A 23,200-nucleotide genomic window follows, 5' to 3' on the forward strand; every position below is an offset into this window, starting at 1 on the left:
ACAGGAGCTTGTTGCTCACTGTCTTTTAGATTTGCACCAGAACTAGATTTCTTCTTTATGATGCTTTGCGAATATCGATTTTTTCCCTTCTTTACGCCACTCTTTAAATTCAGCTGTTGCTGTGAAAAGTACGTCTGTGGATGAGTTAAGTGCCGTTTCACAAGAGTCTTGTAAAACACCTATGATAAAGCCTACTCCAACTACCTGCATAGCAATCTCAGATGGGATTCCAAATAAACTACATGCTAGAGGAATGAGCAATAAAGATCCACCGGCAACCCCTGAGGCACCACAAGCGCATATAGCTGACAATACGCTGAGGATGATTGCTGTAGGGACGTCCACTTCAATACCAAGTGTATGAACTGCTGCAAGTGTCAAAACAGAAATCGTAACAGCGGCACCACCCATATTGATGGTTGCACCTAATGGAATGGATACTGAATAACTATCCTTATTTAAACCTAGATTTTCACATAATTTCATATTTACAGGAATATTCGCAGCTGAGCTACGTGTAAAGAATGCTGTAATACCACTTTCCTTTAAGCACTTAAAAACAAGTGGGAAAGGATTTTGACGTATAAACACGAACACAATGATTGGATTGACAACCAGCGCTACAAAAACCATACAACCAAGCAAAACTGCAAGTAATTTTCCATAGCTTAGTAACGATTCGATTCCATTTGTAGTAATAGACTCAACTACTAGACCCATGATTCCTAATGGCGCAAACTTAATAACCCATGTAACTACTTTGGATACAACATTTGAAAAATCAGAAATCATTGTTTTTGTCGTATCAGACGCATTTCGTAAAGCCAAACCAAAGAATATCGCCCAAGCTAAAATACCGATATAGTTCGCATTATAAATTGCTTTAACTGGGTTATCAACAATGTTCAGCAGTAACGATTTGAGAACCTCTACAATACCGCCAGGAGCAGTCACACCTTCAGCGCCCTTTGCAAGTGTTAAGCCTACAGGAAAAATAAAACTTACAATAACGGCAGTTAATCCAGCTAAAAATGTTCCTAAAAGGTATAAGAAGATAATGGATTTCATATTTGTTCGTTGACCACTCTTGTGTTGAGCGATGGCCGACATAACCAAGAAAAGTACCAACACAGGTGCAATTGCTTTCAAAGCACCTACAAATAAAGTGCCTAAAATTACAACAGGTTTTGCTGCTTCTGGGATTGTCACAGATAGAATAATACCAATAATCAAACCTACAATGATTTGTTTTACCAGACTCACTTGACTCCACTTTTTCAGTATACTGTTCATAGATATTTTCCCCCATTAGTTTAAGATAAAATTGCAACATTGATACTATGGAGCTATTCATTTCTCACAACCCTACAATAAAATTAAATCTATTCCAATATAGATTCGGTTGAATAATAGATGACTTTTATTAAATATGTACCAATCCCTATCCTAGAGTTGTGCTTTTGATCTTCTCCTTCTGCGTTCCTTCAGAATCTACCCAAATATTAATATAATATAAAAATTCAGATAATTATTTTGATGGATGGGCATTTTTATCACATTCTACTCCATAAAAATAACTATCTTTCCAATAAGTAGTATTATAAAGATTCTTTTCATATATAACAATATTATTTTCTTTATTTTTCAAAATATCTTAATTGTCAAATTTCAAATTCGTATATGTTCTACATGAATCATGCTTTCATAACTAAAAGAAAAAACAGTGCTTTAATTACGTAAAAACACTGCCTATTTCTTTTTAGATCATTTTTATATCCCCCTAAAATTTCACACTGGTTCTAAAGATAGGACATAATTAAGCATTCAATGGCAATGATAAATTTATACAAAAGATTTATTTATATGCTTGTAAATTTTTCAAAATACAAAAATCATCTCAAGCTCTTAAGAGTTTGGGGAATCTTACGGAAGATAGGTCTTTTTCTTTAACCACTAAATTTATGCAATATTGTTTTCGTAAAGGAGAATCGGATATGTCAGAAACAATGGCTCAAACAAAGGCAGGAGAAGAGTTATCGAATTCATCTGCTAACCTAGAACAACTTGATGTACTGAATCAGCTATTAAAACCAGAGGTTCAGCAATCTCTAACTGCCTTAGTGGAGCAGTTGCCAAAATTGACTGAGCTTGTAAGTATATTGACTAAGTCTTATGACTTTGTCCAAGCAGTCGCTACCGATGAGGTATTAAAGAGCGATACCGTTGGAGCGATTCAAGAAATTATGGACCCTGTAACAGACTGCGTGAGAAACATTGCAGCCACTGCTATAGAAGCGAAAGATCGTGCTGAGGAAAGCAATGAGGTAATCGGTCTTTTTACTCTTTTAAGGATGATGAAAGACCCGCAAGTGCAGAAGCTTTTCCGTTTTATAAATGCCTATCTCCAAATTAGCAGAGAACACAATAGACACGAATAAATCTTTTATATTCAAAATCAATAAGGATGGAGGATAAATGATGGTAAAACATATTGTCATCTTAGGCGCTGGTTATGGCGGACTTCTAGCGGCATTAAACGTGCGCGAATACTTAAGCAAGGATGATGCTCAGGTTACTGTAGTAAACCAGTATCCAACACACCAAATCATCACGGAGCTGCACCGTCTTGCGGCAGGCAGCGTTGCTGAGCCAGCCGTATCTATACCACTGGAGAAGCTTTTCAAAGGAAAGGACATCAATCTTAAGATTGAGAAGGTTGATTCTTTTTCAGTAGACAAAAAGAAGTAAAACTTTCGGATGGTTCCACTTTAACATATGATGCTCTCGTTGTCGGTTTAGGAAGTAAAACTGCTTATTTTGGTATTCCAGGACTTGAAGAGAATAGCTTAGTGTTAAAATCGGTGGAGGATGCTAACAACATCCATCAACATATTGAAAAGCGTATTCATGAATATGCAAAGACAAAAAATGAAGCTGATGCTACCATTTTCATCGGCGGCGGCGGATTAACCGGCGTTGAACTGGTCGGTGAAATTGCTGATAAGCTCCCTAACCTTGCTAAAGGCTATGGAGTAAACCCTAAAGAAGTGAAGCTTTTGCTTGTCGAAGCGGGTCCAAAAATTCTTCCTGTTCTACCGGATTCGCTTATTGAACGCGCGCAGGCAAGTCTAGAGGCGCGCGGCGTTCAATTTCTATTAGGTCTTCCTGTAACAAACGTTGCAGAAAATGTCATTGATTTAAAAGATGGTCAGAAGATTGTAGCGAATACTTTCGTTTGGACAGGCGGCGTACAAGGCAACCCTCTAGTAGGTGAATGCGGCCTTGAAGTGAATCGCGGGCGTGCAACCGTTAATAATTACCTTCAATCTACGTCTCATCCAGATGTGTTTGTTGCTGGTGACTGTGCCGTTGTTTTTGGTCCAGATGATCGTCCATACCCGCCTACTGCGCAGATCGCTTGGCAAATGGGAGAATTAATCGGCTACAATTTATTTGCATACCTAGAAAACAAATCATTCGAAGAGTTTAACCCAATCAACTCAGGAACGCTTGCAAGCCTAGGCCGTAAAGATGCTGTTGCCACAATTGGAGCAAGCTCCACTCAGCTCAAAGGAATGCCAGCATCCCTAATGAAGCATGCAAGCAACACTCGTTACTTATCACATATTCATGCGTTGTTTAGCTTGGCTCATTAAACCAAACGGGTATCAAAGTGTAAAACATCCTGTTTATTTAAATGAAAACAGATTTAGATGTAAAAGGAATTCTGTATAATTTACAATATTTTTAGGTATCCTGAGGATGTGAGATGTTATTATTTCACACACAACCCTAAACCAAAAGGCTTCCTCACCCGAAGCCTTTTGGGCATACTCAAAGTGTTCATACATCCATTAATGTTTTTCGTCCTATCCAGAAAAACAGTCAACGACGTTTTGAACCCCAGCCATTTTTTATAACCAGCTTGTTTTGTAAATCCAACGTAATCATACATATACAAATTGAATATTTTAATACCGTACCTCTCCTTTTCATTCGGATAACATATTAACCCATCAAAAAAGAAGCTAATTGTTTCGGACCCAGTCGGGATTATACAAAATAAAAAGCCTCGATCCTTTTATTATGAAGGGATTGGGGCTTTGTTCATTCTGGCTTCAATTTAAACTTGATTCTCCTAATTCATATTAGACTTAGTCTACTTCACCTTAACTTTTCTTTCCAACTAAGTGTAGCCTATCCAGATATAATGTATTACATACTTGGGGAACCACCCATACTCATACCTGGAAAACCGCCCATACCCATACCTGGGGAACCACCCGTACCCATGCCTGGGGAACCACCCATACCCATGCCTGGAGAACCACCCATGCCCATGCCTGGAGAACCACCCATACCCATGCCTGGGAAACCGCCCATGCCCATGCCCATGCCTGGAAAACCACCCATGCCCATGCCTGGAAAACCACCCATGCCCATGCCTGGGGAACCACCCATACCCATGCCTGGGGAACCGCCCATGCCCATGCCTGGGGAACCGCCCATGCCCATGCCTGGGAAACCACCCATACCCATGCCTGGAGAACCACCCATGCCCATACCTGGGAAACCACCCATACCCATGCCTGGGGAACCGCCCATGCCCATGCCTGGGAAACCACCCATACCCATGCCTGGAGAACCACCCATGCCCATGCCTGGAGAACCACCCATGCCCATGCCTGGGAAACCACCCATACCCATGCCTGAAAAACCGCCCATACCCATGCCTGGAGAACCACCCATACCCATGCCTGGGAAACCACCCATACCCATGCCTGGAGAACCACCCATACCCATGCCTGGAAAACCGCCCATGCCTGGGAAACCGCTCTTACCCATGCCTAGGAAACCGCCCTTACCCATGCCTAGTAAGCTGCCTAGTAAGCCGCCTATGCCTGGGAAACCTATAATACGTTGAGAGCCTAATAGCATGTTTTCACCTACTTTTTATAAATATTTCATAGTCTTTTACATGCTATGCTTTTAAAAAACAAAGGAGCTTATTCCCCTTTAAAATTAGGCAGACTAACTACCGTTAAAGATAAGTTATGATGCTATATTATGTATCTTATGTGCTGTATTTTATGCAATTCTAAGTAACCTATATACAAATTTTCAGAATAACAATATCAGTATGTCAAAGATTTAGAGATTACTTGCAATCGCTCTGAAGTTTTTGTACCAGAAAATATACTGTTCGTGTCACCCTTTCATGATGCCGTATTTCGTCCGGTTCCTTCACATTGACGCTTCTTTAGCCCGCTATTCGCAAGCAGTAAGAGCACGATTGGTTCAACTCCATACCCGCCCTACTGTGCAGATGGCGCCGGCTTATGCTAGTAGTTATACGTTTCTTGTCTTCTTTTCACTAACGAAATAGGAGGTGTATTGTTTTATCTTAGGATATACATAACTAATTTTTGTTGGACGAGCATACACTCATTTTTAACTTGATCACATACAATAATAAGAATAGTAAATGAGGAGGTGCGTAATAATGTCGAAGCCAGCATATGGTTATGTTACACTTGTGGGTTCCAAACCTATAGAAGTTAAATCAGGTGCAAACATAAAATTTAATAGAAACGGTCCATTAAATCATATCGTGTTTAACCCGCCTAGTGACACGCTAATAATTCCTGAATCAGGAGACTATAAAATCGAATTTATATTATTAATTGATGGTCCTGCTTCTAGTTCAGTATATGGTTTAATTTTAAATAATTCTTTAGTACCTGGGCAACTTACTAATTATGGTATACAAAGACTAGTAGATGGAGCGAGTCTCATGCTCACCGGACAAGCTATTATCCATATTCCTAAACGTTCAACACTACAACTTAGAAATATAGGATCAACTACAGATGTGTTACTACCAATTCTAAACGGACACAAAGTTAATGCTGCATCATTAACTATTGAGAAGCTTAGCTAGTAAAATTTATTTGTGCAGCTATCGGGATCATGGTTCACGCTAAAATAGCGGGATAAAGCAAAAAGAGCGTCCATTTTGGCGCTCCTTTTGTTTATGAATAGCTGAATAACCGTTACCACCACGGTTATTCAGCTACAGTCATCATCATCTTCTTTACTTCTTCTTCCGACGGAACAAATCGAGTGTTTTGTATCCTTGTGAAAGGATATCAACCATTTGTTGATGGCGCTTATCGCGTGTTTGTTGTTGCTTCGCCGAGAATATGTAACGCGCCCAGTCTTTTTGATATCCTGGTGTTAAGCTTTGATAAAATTTAAGTTCATTTGGATGATCCGCTAATAACGCTTCAACATCCTTCACATTATCCTCATAATCCGCAACGCACTGGCTGGCACTCGATGTTTTCTTTGCTTTCTTTTTTCACGTTTTAAACCAACAACAGTGAAAACTTCATCCATGCTTACCATACGCGCGAACTTGATATCACTATTCCCTACATATCCATCCTCTCCAACATTCATTGCTGGAAACATTTCATCTCTATGAATAAAGGTTTTATAACGAGTATTCCCTTTTTTCGGGTATGCGAAAAACACATAGCCTTTCTCAAGTAAAAGCTGTTCATTGTTAATAATAAATTGTGTATGTGTAACCATCTCATCAATTGTTTCGACAAAAATGAAAATAGCATCATGGTCTTTCGAAAGAGTAGTCATTTGTTCAGTAAAGACATCATAGTCGCTTGGTTGATTGATTACAGCCATATTTGTGAATTTATTTAATTTTAATTTATCGATAATTGTCATAACAGGCTCCCTCGTTTTTATTTTATTACAATTTAAGTTTCATTTATTTTCTATTCAATCATTACACCTGGTCGTTCAGTAACTGATAGTTTAAGTCCAAATAAAGTGTACCTTATTCAAACAAAAATGTCTGTAAAGATGATTACTAATTTATAAACGCTCGTAAATACTTTTTTAAATAAAGGTTATGTAACAAATACTGTTGATATTTGAATGAACCAAATTGAAAACGATAATAATGAAACTTCCCTTAAAATGTATCAAATATAAAAAGAAAAAAATTACAATTCTAAAGGAAAAATCAACAATACTTAATGGTAGTGTAAAATTTCGAATTATTTGCTAAAATTTATTAAAAGGAGGGATTTGTATTGAATAACAAAAAAACGGTTTTACTTTCCATAAATATTGGATTAATTTTCCTAATACTATTACTAATACCTACTGTACACTCACCTCTATTGAGTATATTACTTGGAATAAGCATATTATTAAGTACTATTTCAACTACACTTCTAATCATTTTTTATCGAAACGCCGCAAAGCGATAATAAAGTGAAACTTCCATCAGTGGGAGTTTTCTTTATCCCCCACTGATGGTTAGTTGAACCAATCGGGCTTTTACGGGCAGTTATCCCCCACCTATCTTCTTCGCTTTTCTCTGAGAATCTTGAGGTGGGGATCTTACTGCCCGTTAATGCGGGATAAAAAGGCAGACCGTACAATTAACAGTCTGCCTTTCCGTTTATCTTAAAAATGTAGTATTAATCTATTTTTTCTTTCTGTCTACAAAAACAGAACATAGAATTAAGATTATTAAAATGCCTAAACAAAGAAAAATACTTGCTCGGTTCTGATCACTGAATGCAAATGCCACGCAGCTAATAGTTAACGCTATAGCAGTAAATGAGGTCACATATGGAAATCCCCATACTTTAAAATGCGGCAACTTTGTATATGTTTTGCGAAGCTTAAGTTGTGCTAAACATATGCTGATCCACACCACTGATACCGTAAATCCCGGAATTGCCATCAAATACCCAAAAACACGGTCAGGTGAAAAGTACGCAACAAATGTGCCGCCAATAAGAACAATAGAGCTTAAGATAACACTATATAATGGAACACCGTTCTTAGAAACATATGAAAATAATTTCGGTGCTTCCCCTTCTGCCGCTAAGGAATGCAGCATACGTGTACAGCCATAAATACCAGAGTTTGCAGCGGATAAAACAGCTGTAATAAGGACGAAGTTCATAATATGAGCCGCTCCTTTAAATCCGACTGCAGATAACACTTGCACAAACGGGCTTGCTTGGTTGCCGATTTCATTCCATGGAATTAATCCGCAAATGACAAGGATTGGGAGTGTATAGAATAGTACGATTCTCCAAATTACTCCTTTAATCACTTTAGGCAATACCTTCTCTGCATCCTTCGTTTCTGTTAAAGTCAATCCGATAAGTTCGGAACCACCGTAAGAAAAAATTACGACTAACAATGCGGAAAATACTCCTGACCAGCCGTGCGGGAAGAATCCCTGGTGCTGTACATAGTTTTGCATATAGTCAGTTCCATCGCTCGGGATAATTCCGAATAAAATACCTGCACCTAAAACAAGAAATAGAACAATCATCGTAATTTTAATTCCGGCAAACCAAAATTCAAATTCTCCGTAATTCTTCACATTCATAAAATTAATAACGACAATGAAAATAGCGCTAATAAGGCTTAAAGACCATAAAGACATAGAAGGAAACCAATATTGCAGAAAGCTTCCCGCAGCTATCACTTCAATAACACATACAACTAACCACATGAAACAGTACAGCCATCCAATCACAAAAGACACGTTTGTTCCAAATGCTTTATGAATAAACCCTTTCATATTCACCCCAGGATAAGCGATGGCCATCTCTGCAATTGCACTCATTACAACAAGAAGCAATAATCCGGCAAACAGATAAGAAAAAATAACTGCCGGCCCCGCTATCGATACTGTTTCAGAAGTCCCTTTAAATATACCTGTGCCGATTGCTCCTCCGAGTGCCATCAAACGGATATGCCGTGGCAATAACCTTTTTTGTAATTCCATAAATTTTCCTCCTCATTTTAATAAAAATTTATTTATTCAACAAAAGATTCCATAGAATCAAGTGCAGTTTTTCTTTCAATAAAAAAAATCGTCCCTGTCCTAAATGACAGGGACGATTTACACCGCGGTACCACCCTAATTGCAAACTTAAGTCTGCCTCTTGATTTTGTTAACGATCTTTTGACCGTCCTTCCCTCTATAAAGGTCTCCCCTTATTTCGAAAAAGATGCTCCAGGATTGAAATTCACGCTTATTTATGTACTGATTCGCACCTTCCATCAGCTCTCTGAAACAGGGAAATAAGCATTACTGTATTCCTTTCATTGCATTTCCTATATTATGTTTTCCATATAATAAAAAAGTCCCTACTGATTGTATCAGTAGGGACGAATATATCGCGGTACCACCCTAGTTGCAGACTTAGTCTGCCTCTCGACTTTGTTAACGATCATTTTTGACCGTTTTTCCCTTCATAAAGGTCATCCTTTACTTCGAAAAAAATGCTCCAGGATCGAAATTCATCCTTATCTTTGTACTGATTTTCACCTTCCATCAGCTCTCTAAAACAGTGAGATAAGCACTACTTATATTCCCTTCATTGCTCAATTATATTTCAATTTATATGACGTAATTACGTTCTTCAATAAGTATGTTTTGTATTATAGAGGTTGCATTAATATTCTGTCAATGGTTTTAAGCAATATTTATTTAGGTATGTTTTAGGAATCTATACTCATAGTGTTAAAAGAAAACCCGAATAGGGCCACATATGTGACTCATCAATGAATCTGTGAAGCAATAACTCCCGATAATAATAGGTTATGTTAACTTTACATGAGAGATTTTTATTTTTTTATTTCAAATATTTAGAATTAACATTAAAATAAATAACAGGAGAGAGATTATGGAATTTACAAATTATAAATAACGAGGAGATAGAGATGAAAATACAATTAAAAGCCGATTTAATGCTACTAATGGTTACATTTTTTTGGGGTGCATCCATCTTACTTACAAAGGTTGGCCTCAATTACATAGAAGAATATAATTTAATCGCATTACGTTTTATTATTGCTTTTCTTTTGTCAGGTATAGTATTTTACAAACACTTAATCAAAATTGATTTTAAAACTGTAAAATATGCGTTTATATTAGCTTCTATTTTGTTTGTAGTTTATGTTTTTGCGACTTTTGGCACAAAGTATACAACTGTTTCTAATGCCGGTTTCTTAATGAGTCTCACAGTCATCTTTATTCCAGTGCTATCATCTATATTTTTAAAGCAAAGACCTGAAAAAAAGTTGTATTGGGAATTGTTTTAACCATAGTAGGAATAGGATTATTAACGTTAAATAGCGAATTTAAGATAGCTTCTGGTGATATATTATGTATCTTATGTGCTTTATTTTATGCAGTTCATGTTATCGTTACTGGAACAATGACTAAGCATGTTAATTCAATTGCCCTTGGGATATTACAACTAGGTTTTGTTGGTCTATTTAGTATCATTTTCTCAATGTTTATGGAAACCCCAAAACTTCCTGACACTGTTGAATCATGGTCTTCAATCTTAGCCTTAAGCATATTTTGTACAGCAATAGCTTTCATTGTTCAAGTTATTGCACAGCAATATACCAGTCCTACACATACAGGCCTTATTTTTTCATTAGAACCTGTTTTTTCTGCGGGTTTTGCTTTCTTTTTCACAGGTGAAACCCTTACATTGAAAGGTTACTTAGGTGCAACACTCATATTATTAAGTGTATTAATTGCTGAACTAGATTTTAAAGATTTATTAAAACTAAATTATAGGAAAAATATGGAATAGATATTACACCATAGTAGATAAAGTAAAACTTCCATCAGTGGGGGTCTTACTGCCCAAAAATAGCGGGATAAAAATACAAGCCACGTTGAGAATATTCATTTGTATCATTTTAATTCTCCTAATCTAGATTTACTTCTAGTAACACTGATTATGTGAATGAAAAAGAGCGCCCCCCTTCGATTCGGGCGCTCCTTTCGTTATGAACGGCTAAATAATCGCTTCCACCATGATTTCTTTTCTTCAACTGCAGCTATTAATCGTTTTGTCTCTTATTGTTCACAAATCAACTCCATAAGATGCTTATCATGTTCGTAGAAAGATACACCGTATCTATCATTCTACACTCTTTTGGTTGGATCTATTTTTTGGCGTGATTTTTTGCGATACAGGGCGGTCCAAATGATTGCAAGTCCTATGAATCCATACGTGACCAAATTAGAAATTGCTAAAAACGTAGAAACTGAAAGACTATAAACCAGCACAACTTTCAGCAATGCTTCGCCTAATAAAACAATCCCCCACCCTGCTGTCATGATTCGCAATACTTTACGAAAGTAAGCATTGTTCCACTTATCAGCAAAAGCCGCCTGTTCTTTTTGCGTTTTTCCGACAGTAAATCGTAAGGCGAAATAATAGATTAGGGGTCTTCGAGTGATAAGAGAGCCAAGAAAAATTAATCCCATAACTCCTGTAACAAAGGATTCTCGAACCAAAATAAGTCTTTCGTCTCCGCCAATGAGAGCAGCGAGAATTCCAAGAATAAATCCGACTAACATAAACACTGCAAATGCATCCCATTTTCTATACTTCAGAAAATAGATTATAGTTTCTACTAAAGGAATCATTGTGGCAATTATGAGCGCTGTAATGTTCGACACATGGCCTAATAACAGCTCGTAAACTAAAATGGGCAATGCCGCATTAATAAGTAAAGAAAGGATAATTCCACGTACAATTTGTTTTCGTTCCATGTTACATCCCCTCCTCTGTATAGACCCCATGAAATCCAAATGGAATATGATGAGGAACCTCTGCTCTTCCGATTTCATCCATAGTTTGAGCATCTAAAACCAATAAAAATGAACGTCCTTGAATTCCGCTAAGAACCACTGATAGTAAAAGCCCCTCATCCTCTTTAGTACCGTTAGGTGTAGCCACAAATACTGGTTCACCAGGATAACAATCTTCTTGAGACCAAATCTTATTCTCCCCTGTATGGGTATCAATTTTAATCAACTGATTATCCATATTCTCTGGGTGAAGAAGACTTGTACTTACACCATAAGCGTATCGATAATTTTTTCCATTGTACCTTTGGTAGTGAATCGATGGCAGTTCAATACTTTCTGATGATAAAATCTCTTCCACTGCAGCAGAACGACCTTCCTCTAAAATATAACGCTTAAATTGAGGATGGGATCCGATTTGAGAATCGCCTGTAAGCTGATCAATGGAAAGATTCGTAACAGCTGAAGCTTCTTTTGAAATACACGCATCAATAATAACATCCTTACCTTGCTCAAACGCATTGATTACGTGAAAACCAAAACCCGCTTGACTTTCCACTATGCGATGCAACTTTCCATCTGCTTTACTGACAACGAGAAAACGTAAACCCTGGTCTGGCTTCCAAGTTAAGCTGTCTGTGAAATTCTTACCCTTCATTAACAACATAGGCTGAATTATCAAAGGAAATTCTAACAAAATAATATAATGATTTGTAATCGCAAAACTGTGCATATAACCTGGTCGATCTGTTTCAATACTTCCAATTAATCGACGGCGCGCTGTTACAGGATCGATGGTGTAAATATGGTAGAAAGTTGTTTTTCCAAATTGAATGGTGAAATTGATGAGTTGACCACTATGAGGATCTAGATGAGGATGAGCTGTAGTCATATGAGCTGGAATATTATCTTGGAATTGATAGACACCTATAGTATTTAAAGTTAGCGGATCAAATTCAACCATCCCAGGCGATTCGGTTAAAGCCAGAAAATGATGGTCCATTTTCATAATATTAACGTTAGTGTTATTTTTGCCTCCTGCGGTCCCAGCTGATCCAAAGCCAGCCACTTGTTTTCCCTCTTCCATTACATGATGATAGGCTTCGGTTCGTAGGAAACGATTTGCATATGACACATTTCCATGACGAAACGAAAACTTATGGATCATCGCTAATCCATCGAACCAGTGTCCACCTGTAAAATGGGCAGGACCATTTCGAAACAGACTACCAGACAGCCATATAGGAATCTGTCCTTGAATTGGTAAGCTTCCAATTTCCACTTCTTTATTTAAACTACTTAACCCTTTTTGAAACGTATTCAATTCACATTCCTCCTTAAAATAACATACGTAGTATGCGAATAAAAAAGTCATGCGAGCTTTTTTTGTAAATCTTGATGAAGTATTTGCTGAACGCGTATTCCTTAAGAAAGAACCCTAAAAGCCATAAAATCGATCATCGGTTTAGTTTTATTACACAAACCGCCGGTCGGTTGATCAATGAAAGTTTTCCATCAAATTTCTAACAAGTTAATACTACATTGAATGAAAATTCCCACCACTTATCTCCTTTGAATCTTGAAGTGGTTTTTTTTCATCCCCTACTGATGGTTAGCGGAACCAATCGGGCTTTTACGGGCAGTTATCCCCCACCTCTCTTCCTCGTTTCTCTTTGAATCTTGAGGTGGGGATCTTACTGCCCAAAAATAGCGGGATAAAAATACAGTCACGTTAAAAATATTCATTTGTATCATTTTAATTCACCTAATCTAGATCTATTCTGAATTAAAAAGAGCGCCCATCTTCGGCGCTCTTTTCGTTATGAACGGCTTTACACCAGCGCCAATGTACACGTAGACACTAAATACAGTCCTTTATTATACGTTACCGACTCACAAGAAAAGCGAGCATTTCTGCTCGCCTTTGTTATTATTTCATTCCCATTTGTCCTTTAGAAGACGCCTTACCATAAATACCTTTTGTTTCTACCTCCAAAGAATTAACTACAGACCGGTTCTTTTTCGCTTAGACCAAGCGTCTGCGCTGTTGAAGTATGAATTTCTTGGAAAAGCTCTGGGTTTTCCACTAGTGACACGCCATAAGAAGGAATCATTTCTTTTATTTTCGGTTCCCACTCTTTCATATGTTGCGGGAAGCATTTGTCTAATACCTCCAGCATAACGTGAACGGCAGTAGAAGCACCCGGAGAAGCGCCGAGCAATGCAGCTATCGAGCCATCAGTGGCACTAACAACTTCCGTACCAAATTGAAGTGTTCCTTTACCGCCGGCATCAGTATCTTTGATAACTTGCACACGTTGGCCCGCTACCACTATACCCCAATCCTCACTTTTGGCGTTCGGAATAAACTCGCGTAATTCTTCCATGCGCTTTTCATTCGATAACATAACTTGCTGGATCAGGTATTTTGTCAATGACATCTCTTTTACGCCTGCCGCCAACATAGTGAAGACATTATTCGGTTTTACGGAACCTATCAAATCAAAATTTGAACCAGTTTTTAAGAACTTTGGTGAGAAGCCGGCAAACGGTCCAAACAGCAATGTTTTTTTGTTGTCGATATATCTTGTATCAAGATGCGGAACAGACATTGGAGGAGCACCAACTTTAGCTTTACCGTATACTTTTGCATGATGCTGCGCTACAACTTCCGGATTGTTACATACCATAAATAGTCCGCTTACCGGGAACCCTCCAATATGTTTTGACTCAGGAATACCGGTTTTTTGTAGTAAAGGCAGGCTTCCGCCCCCACCGCCGATAAAGACGAATTTTGCAGTATGGTATTCGATTTTACCGCTATCGATATCATGCACTTTCACTTCCCACGAGCTGTCGCTAGTACGTTTAATATCCTCAACACTATGCTTGTAGTTTATCTCGACGTTTTTACTCTGTAAGTAGTCAAACAACATGCGTGTTAAAGCACCAAAGTTGACATCCGTTCCAGAGTCGATGTTTGTTGCCGCTATCGGTTCATTCGATGTACGGCCTTCCATGATAAGCGGAATCCATTCCTTCAGTTTTCCAGGGTCATCGGAAAATTCCATCCCTTGAAACAGCGGATTGTTTGAAAGCGCTTCAAAACGTTTTTTCAAAAACGTTACATTTTTTCCCCTTGTACTAAACTCATATGAGGTATTGGCATGATAAAGTCCTGCGGATTACGAATCAGATTGCTGTTTACAAGATAAGACCAAAACTGTCTTGAAAGCTGAAACTGTTCATTAATTTTTATAGCTTTGCTAATATCTATAGATCCGTCAGATTTTTCGGATGTATAGTTAAGCTCGCACAATGCAGAATGACCCGTACCCGCGTTATTCCATTCGTTAGAGCTTTCTTCTCCTGCGTTTGCGAGTTTCTCAAACACTTTGATTTCCCATTCAGGTACTAACTCTTTCAGTAATGATCCCAAAGTCGCGCTCATGACTCCGGCACCAATTAAGATAACGTCTGTTTTCTTCTGTATTTTGCTCATTATAACCTTCCCCATCCCCTATATTTGCAAAAAGTGTAGGCGTTCCTGCTTAGATGTCACCAAAAGCAAGGCGACACCTAGACCCCACTTAAGAACACACCTTTTTTGTCTCAATTATAACCATATCATATTCTATTATAATTATTTATAGTTTAAAATATCTACTATTATCTGATAATTATATACCATTTATAGCTGATAAAAAAGTGAAAAGTCCGTCCACAAGACCCTAGAACACAAAAAAACCAAGTCCTTAACTCAGCTTCTTGCAAAGGTTAAGGCTTTGGGTTGCCGTTACCAGTGACCGACACCCTCTAATTTTCGCCATTTCTTGTGGTATGTTTCTCCGCACTTATATAGAGAGTAAAACGTTTAAAAAGGAAACTTTAGTTAGTTTAAATGTATAATACTTTACCTTCTCTCAAAAATATCCATATTACCTATAAGCTCGATCTTCCACAATCTAGCCCTTTAATGGAACAACATATTTGATATTTTCAAACAACTTTATTGTACAAACCAATATGTTGATTAATCTTTTTTATAATCAGTTAAACTTTGTTTTAAACGGTCGAACTTTATTTCAAATCCACATTTCCTCTTTTATTATCTCTATTCATTTACACAACTATTTGTTCAAACTATCATAGAATATTACATCTAAAAAATATAATTTTTTCTATAGACAATTTAACATTTCTCTCCTTTTCATCTAGCACCTACACTCTCTTCTACTAATTTTCATTTCTCAATGAATAAAAAATTAACAATCAATTCTAAATTTTATCTTTTTTCCTATTATACTTTGTTATATTGTTGTATAATATTTTTGAAAGCGTTTATTATTTTAATATACATAATTTAAAACGTTTTTATTTGAACATTCATACATTTCAGACTATTTATGGTTGGTAATTCAATTCCAATTTATCACAATGTATGTAGCGATTTTATCGCACTGATTTACTTAATAATAGGAGTAATCCTCTGGGTGATAAGTAATTGTGAATGTTTTTTTACAAAACAGATAAGTAATAACGTTTTGTATTATGTAAATTATCGTAATAACATAAGAAATATAAAATGAATTGCACTCGTTACTATTTCATTCATATTGAAAGAAACAGCCTAACGAGTAGGAGGTTTTGTCAAATGACGACGAAGAATACAAATACAAACAACCCGTGGGCTAAGTTCCATGGTCCTAACCTTGGCTATGTCATTGAACAGTACGATCGTTATGTAGCTCAGGAAGGTTCTGTTGATCCGGAGTTAGAAGAGCTTTTTGCAAGATGGGGCGCTCCTCCTTTTCATGCAGATTTTACAAATGTAAACAGCAATGTCTCTAATTTTTCTTCTCAAAACAATACAGATATAGAAAAAGTTCTAAAAGCTGCAAAGGTTTTAGAAAATATTCGTTCATACGGTCACCTATCTGCATATATTAATCCGCTGGAGGAAATAGTGGATGGGCAGTTTTCTTTAGAAGGACTAGGCGAAAATGATTTGAAAGCGATTTCAGCGAAAATGGTTTGGGCAAACGCACCTGCGGATGTTCAAACAGCATTTGATGCCGTTAATAGATTAAAAGATGTTTATTCAAAATCTTTAGCTTATGAGTTCGCTCATGTGCACGATAGCGAAGAACGTGCATGGCTGCAAGAAATGGTGGAATCAACTTCTCTGTATCATCCATTATCAAACGAAAAACGAATTGCAGTCTTAAAACGTTTAACAGCAGTCGAAGGTTTCGAGCAATTTTTGCATAAAACATTTGTTGGTCAAAAACGCTTTTCTATAGAAGGCGTTGACATGCTTGTCCCTATGCTTGATGAAATTATTTCTGAAGGCGCTAAGGGCGGCGTGAAAGATATTATGATCGGTATGGCTCACCGCGGACGTCTAAGCGTACTTGCTCATACATTGGAAAAACCTTATAGTCACATGTTTACTGAATTTAAGCATTCCGCACCGATGCAAGGCAAGGATAAGAACAATGTCGGCTGGACGGGAGATGTTAAGTATCATTTAGGTAAAGAGCAATTAATTGACTCTGATGGTTCTCTTACTCGAGTTACATTAGCTAATAACCCAAGTCACTTAGAATTCGTAGACCCAGTTGTTGAAGGTTTTGCACGCGCGGCTCAAGAGAATCGACAACAAGCAGGTTATCCTGAACAAGATGTTTCTAAATCTTTTGCAATTTTAGTGCATGGTGATGCTGCTTTCCCTGGTCAAGGTATCGTACCTGAGACGCTGAACTTAAGCAGACTGAAAGGTTATCAAACAGGCGGCACAATTCATATTATCGCCAATAACGCAGTCGGATTCACAACTGATAGTTCTGATTCCCGTTCTACAAGATATTCTAGTGACCTTGCGAAAGGCTTTGATATTCCGATTGTGCACGTAAATGCTGATGACCCTGAAGCTTGTCTTATTGCAGCTACTCTTGCTTTCCAATACCGTACGCTGTTCAAAAAGGATTTCCTAATTGACTTAATCGGATATCGCCGCTTTGGTCATAACGAAATGGATGATCCAGCAGTTACACAACCGAAAGTATATAAAAAGGTTAGCAAGCATCCTACTGTAAGAGCTTTATACGCTGAGCAATTACAAACAAAAGGAATTCTACATGTAGAAGAAGTTGAAACAATTACGCAATTCGTGCAAGAGCATTTGAAAGCTGAATATGCTCAAGTTTCTTCAGATAAAAAAGAAGTAAGTGCTAATATTCCAGTTCCAGAAGTAGTTGCAAATGGAATTCCACAAATGATGACAGGTATTCCATTAGAAACACTTCAAGAATTAAACACGAGTCTTCTGCAATGGCCGGAAGGTTTTAACGTATATCCAAAGTTGAAAAAAATTCTTGAACGCCGTGAGAGTGCATTTAAAGATGGTGGTAAGCTAGAATGGGCAAATGCCGAGGCGTTAGCGTTTGCTTCGATTTTACAGGACGGTACGCCAATTCGTCTAACAGGACAGGATTCAGAGCGCGGTACATTCGCACAGCGTCACATTGTACTACATGATACAGAAACGAATGAAACATATTCACCAATGCACCGTCTACCACAAGCTCGCGCTTCCTTCGCGGTTCATAATAGTCCGCTTTCAGAAGCTGCTGTTGTAGGATTTGAATATGGCTATAACGTATTTTCTCCTGAAACACTTACAATGTGGGAAGCACAATACGGAGATTTCTCTAACACAGCACAAGCATTGTTCGACCAATTTGTTTCAGCAGGAAGAGCAAAATGGGGACAAAGATCTGGACTTGTCCTACTCCTTCCTCACGGTTATGAGGGTCAAGGTCCTGAGCATTCCAGCGCTCGTCCAGAACGTTTCTTACAGCTTGCTGCAGAGAATAACTGGACAGTTGCAAACTTAACAAGTGCAGCGCAATATTTCCATATCCTGCGCCGCCAAGCAGCAAGTCTTGGAACAGACTTTGTAAGACCATTAGTAATTATGACGCCAAAGAGCTTGTTACGTCATCCACTTACATCTTCACCTGCTTCTGAGCTAAGTGAAGGCAGCTTCCAAACTGTTCTAGAGCAACCGAACCTTGGAACAGATACAAGTAAAGTGAAACGTCTTGTATTAACTACAGGTAAAATGGCAATCGACTTAGCAGTAGATGTTGAATCTAACAAACAAGAGCATACGTTAGATGAAGTGCATATCGTTCGCGTTGAACAACTGTACCCATTCCCTAAAGAGAAAATCCAAGCAATCGCCGAGCGTTATGAAAACTTAGAAGAAATCGTATGGGTACAAGAAGAACCAAGAAATATGGGCGCTTGGCACTATATCGCACCAATTTTATTCGAACTTGCTTCTGGCAATGTGAAAGTGAACTATCTTGGACGTCCGGACCGTTCAAGTCCATCAGGCGGCGATCCACATGTTCATAGAAAAGAGCAAGAGTTAATTATTAATCAAACACTTAATATCAATTTCAAGTTACAAGAAGAACAAGACTTCGTTCACAATAAGTAATAAAGTATTCCCATGAATGGGGGCATTCCCCCATTCATGTTTAGAGAAGATTATCACAAAACATATCAAATCAATTGTTAGGCAAATAGGGGAGGACATTTAAAATGATCGAAATTAAAGTACCTGAGCTTGCAGAATCTATTACAGAAGGAACTATTTCTCAATGGCTTATCAACGTAGGTGAAAAAGTTGAAAAAGGCGCAAGCGTTGTTGAGCTTGAAACAGATAAAGTCAATGTAGAAATCATTGCAGAAGATTCAGGTATTGTATCACAACTACTAGGTGAACCTGGAGATACAGTTGAAATTGGTGCGGTTATTGCAATTTTAGATGCAAACGGAACTGCAGTAAGTACACCTGCTCCAGCAGAGCCAAAACAAGAAGTTACTGAAGCACCAAAAGCTGAGGCTCCAAGTGCGGCGCCAAATAAAGCGCCTTTACAAGGCCTTCCAAATACGGACCGCCCTATCGCATCACCTGCTGCTAGAAAAATGGCACGTGAATTAGGAATCGACTTAAATGAAGTACGCAGCACTGATCCACTTGGCCGTGTAAGACCGCATGATGTACAAGCACATGCTGCTGCGCCAAAAGAACAACCAAAACAAGAAAAAACAAGTCCAAAACCAGCTGCAACTACTGAGTTTGAAAAACCAGTTGAGCGCGTAAAAATGTCCCGCCGCCGCCAAACAATTGCAAAACGTCTTGTAGAAGTTCAACAAACATCTGCAATGTTAACAACATTTAACGAAGTTGATATGACAGCTATCATGGAATTACGTAAAGAACGTAAAGATGCATTTGAAAAGAAACATGATGTTCGTCTTGGCTTCATGTCATTCTTCACAAAAGCAGTTGTAGCAGCACTAAAACAATTCCCATTATTAAATGCTGAAATTCAAGGTGATGAGCTTATCATTAAGAAATTCTATGATATCGGAATCGCTGTAGCAGCTCCAGATGGATTAGTTGTTCCTGTTGTACGTGATGCAAACCAATTAAACTTTGCTGAAATTGAGAGCGAAATTAGCAATCTTGGTAAAAAAGCTCGTGATAACAAACTTACACTGAAAGAACTACAAGGTGGAACATTCACAATTACAAACGGAGGCGTGTTCGGTTCTCTTATGTCAACACCAATCCTAAACAGCCCACAAGTAGGTATTCTCGGTATGCATAAAATCCAAGTAAGACCAGTTGCGATTGATGCAGAACGCATGGAAAATCGTCCAATGATGTACCTTGCTCTATCTTATGACCACCGCATTGTAGATGGAAAAGAGGCTGTTAGCTTCCTTGTTGCGGTTAAAGAAATGCTTGAAGATCCAAAATCACTATTACTAGAAGGTTGATCATTTTATAGATTGTAGAACCCCCTTGCAAATGCAAGGGGGTTTTCTTAATTTCTACTTCCATAAGAAGGTGCCGTTAAAACAAACAAAACATTCACCATATCCTCAGTCTCATTTTTAAACTTGTGCTTCATAAAAGGCGGAATTCGAATGACATCTCCTTCTTGTAAAACATACTCTACTCCCTCAAGTACAACACAAGCTGTCCCTCTCATGATAATAGCAATTTCTTCTTTATTGTGCTTGTAGTGGCTTTCTGTCGTTTGTGAATTTGGATTTAAATCCATCATTAATATTTCTACATTTGCTTTCATAAAATCTGGAGTTAATATATCGTAGACAATATGTTCATTATTCGAACGATACACCTTTTTTCGTTCCTCTTTTCTAACAATCAATGATTCATGGTCAATATCATTTACAAATAATGTGAACAGCGGTACGTTTAACGCTTTTGCAATAATTTTTAATACATTTAATGACGGATTTGCAAGTCCTCTTTCTAATTGACTAATTAAAGATGTACTTATGCCTGTTATTTCCGAAAATTCTCGTATACTATATCCCTTACTTTTTCTATATTCTAAAATTGTATTCCCTAAACTATAGTTTGACATCATACAGCTCCTGATCGATTTTATTATTTTAGTACAAATATACGATTACCGTTTAACATACTAAACATCGTCTTAATATATTGAACGCTACACTCTCTGTTATATATACTATGATTAGTTAATTATAATAAACATTGTACAAAATAATAAACACCACTTTTCTATCATATGACTAAATTTCAAAACTTTTAATAAATAGGAGGACTTCACTTTGAATCAACCACGCACTCTTTTATTTTATTTTTTATTATTTTTCGGAGTTTTTGCTCTTTCAACATCAGCTATATTCGTAAAACTATCTAGTGCTCCTGCACCTGTTATAGCCTTTTATCGGATGCTATTCTCTACTATCCTTATATTACCTATGTTCTATTTTAATAAAAATGCTATGCAGGAAATTAGACATTTAACCAGAAAACAATGGATGCTAGGTAGCCTGTCTGGAGTTTTTCTTGCTATTCATTATATACTTTGGTTTGAATCTTTACGTTTTACCTCTGTAGCAAGCTCAACTGTACTCGTTACACTTCAACCCTTATTCGCTTTCATTGGAGGATACTTCCTTTTTGGAGAAAGATTAAGAGGACTTGCAATTGGAGGCGGAATATTTGCTGTTATTGGTAGTTTTATAATTGGCTGGGGAGATTTCAAAATCGGCGGTACAGCCTTATTCGGCGACATTCTTGCCTTGCTCGGTGCTGCCATGATAACAGCTTATTTCTTAATCGGACAACACTTAAGAAAAAGTTTATCCTTATTCCCTTATACCTTTATCGGTTATGCAACTAGTTCTTTATTCCTATTTGGATATTCATTTACCCTAGGATACCCTCTAACAGGTCACTCATCACATGATTGGCTATGGTTCTTCTGTTTAGCATGTATTTCAACATTACTTGGTCAAACCATTTTTAATTGGCTCATTAAATGGCTCAGTACTTCAACGATTTCAATGAGCATTTTAGGTGAACCAGTTGGGACATGTGTATTAGCTTATTTTATTTTGAATGAGGTAGTTACTTTTCAGCAACTGGTAGGGTCTAGTATTATATTAGTTGGTATCTTTTTATTCTTAATGTACAATACACCTGTAAAGTTAGAAAACAAAACGAGACATACAAAAATAACAGTAGACTAACAATAAGAAATTATCGTAATCTACTATCTATAAACTAACATATAGATAAGGTGACAAAATGGAATTAGGAAACTTCTTTTTTACTATGCTTACCACAACCTTTATACAGTTAGCTTCGTTAGTAGGATGTATTATTTTGGTTGGACTTTTACTAGGGTATTTAGAAAATCGTTCCCGAACATATTGGACAAGAGCTTTCGGAAGAAATGGCTTCCTTTTAACCTCATGGATTGGAACACCCATTCATGAATTTGGGCATGCGTTTATGTGCGTCTTGTTTCGACATAAAATCGTAGATATTCAGTGGTTCCCAACGAATACAAGTAACGGGTATTTAGGATATGTGCAACACGAATATAATCCGAAAAGTATATATCAAAAAATAGGTAATTTTTTTATCGGTATTGCCCCTATTTTTTCAGGAATTGCCGCGCTAGTTGGCTTAATGTATTGTCTTATCCCCCACTCATACTCGGTATTTATGAATAGTATTGAAACAAATATTCAGCCAAACGGTGTCATGAGTGATATGATAAAACATACTGTTTTATCTTCACTCCTATTATTGAAAAGTATTTTTACTATTAGTAATCTATTAAATCCTTATTTTTGGATATTTCTTATCCTGGCAATTTGCATCTCTACGCATATTGCCTTAAGTAAGCCTGACATACAAGGTGCATTAGATGGACTGATCACAATCTTCTTGTTCCTATTTCTCTTCAACGTTATAGGAGGCCTTCTTCACTTTGATAGTCATACAATTATCGCAAATATAGCGAAGTATAATGCTTACTTCCTTGCTTTTTCTAGCATCGCTATTTTATTTTCATGCATTACTGTAGCGATAAGTTATATCCTTTACCGAATGAAACGATGATCTAAATAAAGCATCTCTTGAAAAAA

12 protein-coding genes, 4 pseudogenes and 2 other annotated features are annotated in these 23,200 nt (G+C 37.4%); of the genes and pseudogenes, 8 read left to right on the plus strand and 8 right to left on the minus strand.

From position 1 onward, the window contains the following. Positions 1 to 42: 42 nt before the first annotated feature. Positions 43 to 1,293, minus strand: coding sequence for a serine/threonine transporter SstT (gene sstT / locus ACEWFJ_RS18395; RefSeq protein ID WP_473689456.1), 1,251 nt, complete (start codon positions 1,291 to 1,293; stop codon positions 43 to 45). 701 nt (positions 1,294 to 1,994) lie between these two features. On the opposite strand from sstT, the gene ACEWFJ_RS18400 reads away from it, so the two are divergent. Next, a complete protein-coding gene (locus ACEWFJ_RS18400; RefSeq protein ID WP_473689457.1) occupies positions 1,995 to 2,438 on the plus strand; it encodes a helical membrane plugin domain-containing protein in 444 nt (147 codons plus the stop codon). Positions 2,439 to 2,478: 40 nt separating this feature from the next. Further along, positions 2,479 to 3,656, plus strand: a pseudogene (locus tag ACEWFJ_RS18405) (NAD(P)/FAD-dependent oxidoreductase). A gap of 559 nt (positions 3,657 to 4,215) precedes the next feature. On the opposite strand, the gene ACEWFJ_RS18410 reads toward ACEWFJ_RS18405, so the two are convergent. Then, on the minus strand, positions 4,216 to 4,938 hold the full coding sequence (locus ACEWFJ_RS18410; RefSeq protein ID WP_473689458.1) for a hypothetical protein: 723 nt from the start codon (positions 4,936 to 4,938) through the stop codon (positions 4,216 to 4,218). A gap of 565 nt (positions 4,939 to 5,503) precedes the next feature. Here ACEWFJ_RS18410 and ACEWFJ_RS18415 point away from each other — a divergent pair. Then, positions 5,504 to 5,941, plus strand: a complete 438-nt coding sequence (locus ACEWFJ_RS18415; RefSeq protein ID WP_473689459.1) for a BclA C-terminal domain-containing protein — start codon at positions 5,504 to 5,506, stop codon at positions 5,939 to 5,941. A 153-nt stretch (positions 5,942 to 6,094) separates the two neighbouring features. On the opposite strand, the pseudogene ACEWFJ_RS18420 reads toward ACEWFJ_RS18415, so the two are convergent. After that, positions 6,095 to 6,747 (minus strand): annotated as a pseudogene (locus ACEWFJ_RS18420) (YdeI/OmpD-associated family protein). A gap of 769 nt (positions 6,748 to 7,516) precedes the next feature. Further along, positions 7,517 to 8,842, minus strand: a complete 1,326-nt coding sequence (locus ACEWFJ_RS18425) for an amino acid permease (RefSeq protein WP_473689460.1) — start codon at positions 8,840 to 8,842, stop codon at positions 7,517 to 7,519. A 105-nt stretch (positions 8,843 to 8,947) separates the two neighbouring features. After that, positions 8,948 to 9,175 (minus strand) — a binding site (T-box leader). 46 nt (positions 9,176 to 9,221) lie between these two features. Then, positions 9,222 to 9,450 (minus strand) — a binding site (T-box leader). A 333-nt stretch (positions 9,451 to 9,783) separates the two neighbouring features. Between ACEWFJ_RS18425 and ACEWFJ_RS18430 the strand changes: the two are divergent. Further along, a pseudogene (locus tag ACEWFJ_RS18430) lies at positions 9,784 to 10,670 on the plus strand (DMT family transporter). 338 nt (positions 10,671 to 11,008) lie between these two features. On the opposite strand, the gene ACEWFJ_RS18435 reads toward ACEWFJ_RS18430, so the two are convergent. The 3 genes and pseudogenes from ACEWFJ_RS18435 to ACEWFJ_RS18445 all read right to left on the minus strand — a co-directional run bounded on the left by ACEWFJ_RS18435 (position 11,009) and on the right by ACEWFJ_RS18445 (position 15,179). Then, the gene (locus tag ACEWFJ_RS18435; protein ID WP_473689461.1) at positions 11,009 to 11,641 is read right to left on the minus strand and encodes a VC0807 family protein; all 633 of its coding nucleotides are present in this window, start codon (positions 11,639 to 11,641) and stop codon (positions 11,009 to 11,011) included. Between the two features lies 1 nt (position 11,642). Beyond that, positions 11,643 to 13,001 (minus strand): carotenoid oxygenase family protein, encoded by a 1,359-nt coding sequence (locus ACEWFJ_RS18440; protein ID WP_473689462.1) that lies wholly within the window; start codon positions 12,999 to 13,001, stop codon positions 11,643 to 11,645. A 676-nt stretch (positions 13,002 to 13,677) separates the two neighbouring features. After that, positions 13,678 to 15,179: pseudogene (locus ACEWFJ_RS18445) on the minus strand (malate:quinone oxidoreductase). Positions 15,180 to 16,331: 1,152 nt separating this feature from the next. Between ACEWFJ_RS18445 and ACEWFJ_RS18450 the strand changes: the two are divergent. Next, positions 16,332 to 19,187: a 2-oxoglutarate dehydrogenase E1 component gene (locus ACEWFJ_RS18450; RefSeq protein WP_473689463.1), complete on the plus strand. Its 2,856-nt coding sequence runs from the start codon at positions 16,332 to 16,334 to the stop codon at positions 19,185 to 19,187. A gap of 104 nt (positions 19,188 to 19,291) precedes the next feature. After that, positions 19,292 to 20,539: a 2-oxoglutarate dehydrogenase complex dihydrolipoyllysine-residue succinyltransferase gene (gene odhB, locus ACEWFJ_RS18455; RefSeq protein ID WP_473689464.1), complete on the plus strand. Its 1,248-nt coding sequence runs from the start codon at positions 19,292 to 19,294 to the stop codon at positions 20,537 to 20,539. A 47-nt stretch (positions 20,540 to 20,586) separates the two neighbouring features. Here odhB and ACEWFJ_RS18460 read toward each other — a convergent pair whose 3' ends face one another. Further along, positions 20,587 to 21,156, minus strand: coding sequence for a helix-turn-helix domain-containing protein (locus tag ACEWFJ_RS18460; RefSeq protein ID WP_473689465.1), 570 nt, complete (start codon positions 21,154 to 21,156; stop codon positions 20,587 to 20,589). 211 nt (positions 21,157 to 21,367) lie between these two features. On the opposite strand from ACEWFJ_RS18460, the gene ACEWFJ_RS18465 reads away from it, so the two are divergent. Both ACEWFJ_RS18465 and ACEWFJ_RS18470 read left to right on the plus strand, forming a co-directional pair. Then, positions 21,368 to 22,294: a DMT family transporter gene (locus tag ACEWFJ_RS18465; RefSeq protein WP_473689466.1), complete on the plus strand. Its 927-nt coding sequence runs from the start codon at positions 21,368 to 21,370 to the stop codon at positions 22,292 to 22,294. Positions 22,295 to 22,352: 58 nt separating this feature from the next. Then, complete coding sequence (locus tag ACEWFJ_RS18470; protein WP_473689467.1) at positions 22,353 to 23,174, plus strand: hypothetical protein; 822 nt, start codon at positions 22,353 to 22,355, stop codon at positions 23,172 to 23,174. Positions 23,175 to 23,200 lie beyond the last annotated feature (26 nt).

It is taken from the genome of Bacillus sp. EA-CB0995, assembly GCF_055814245.1.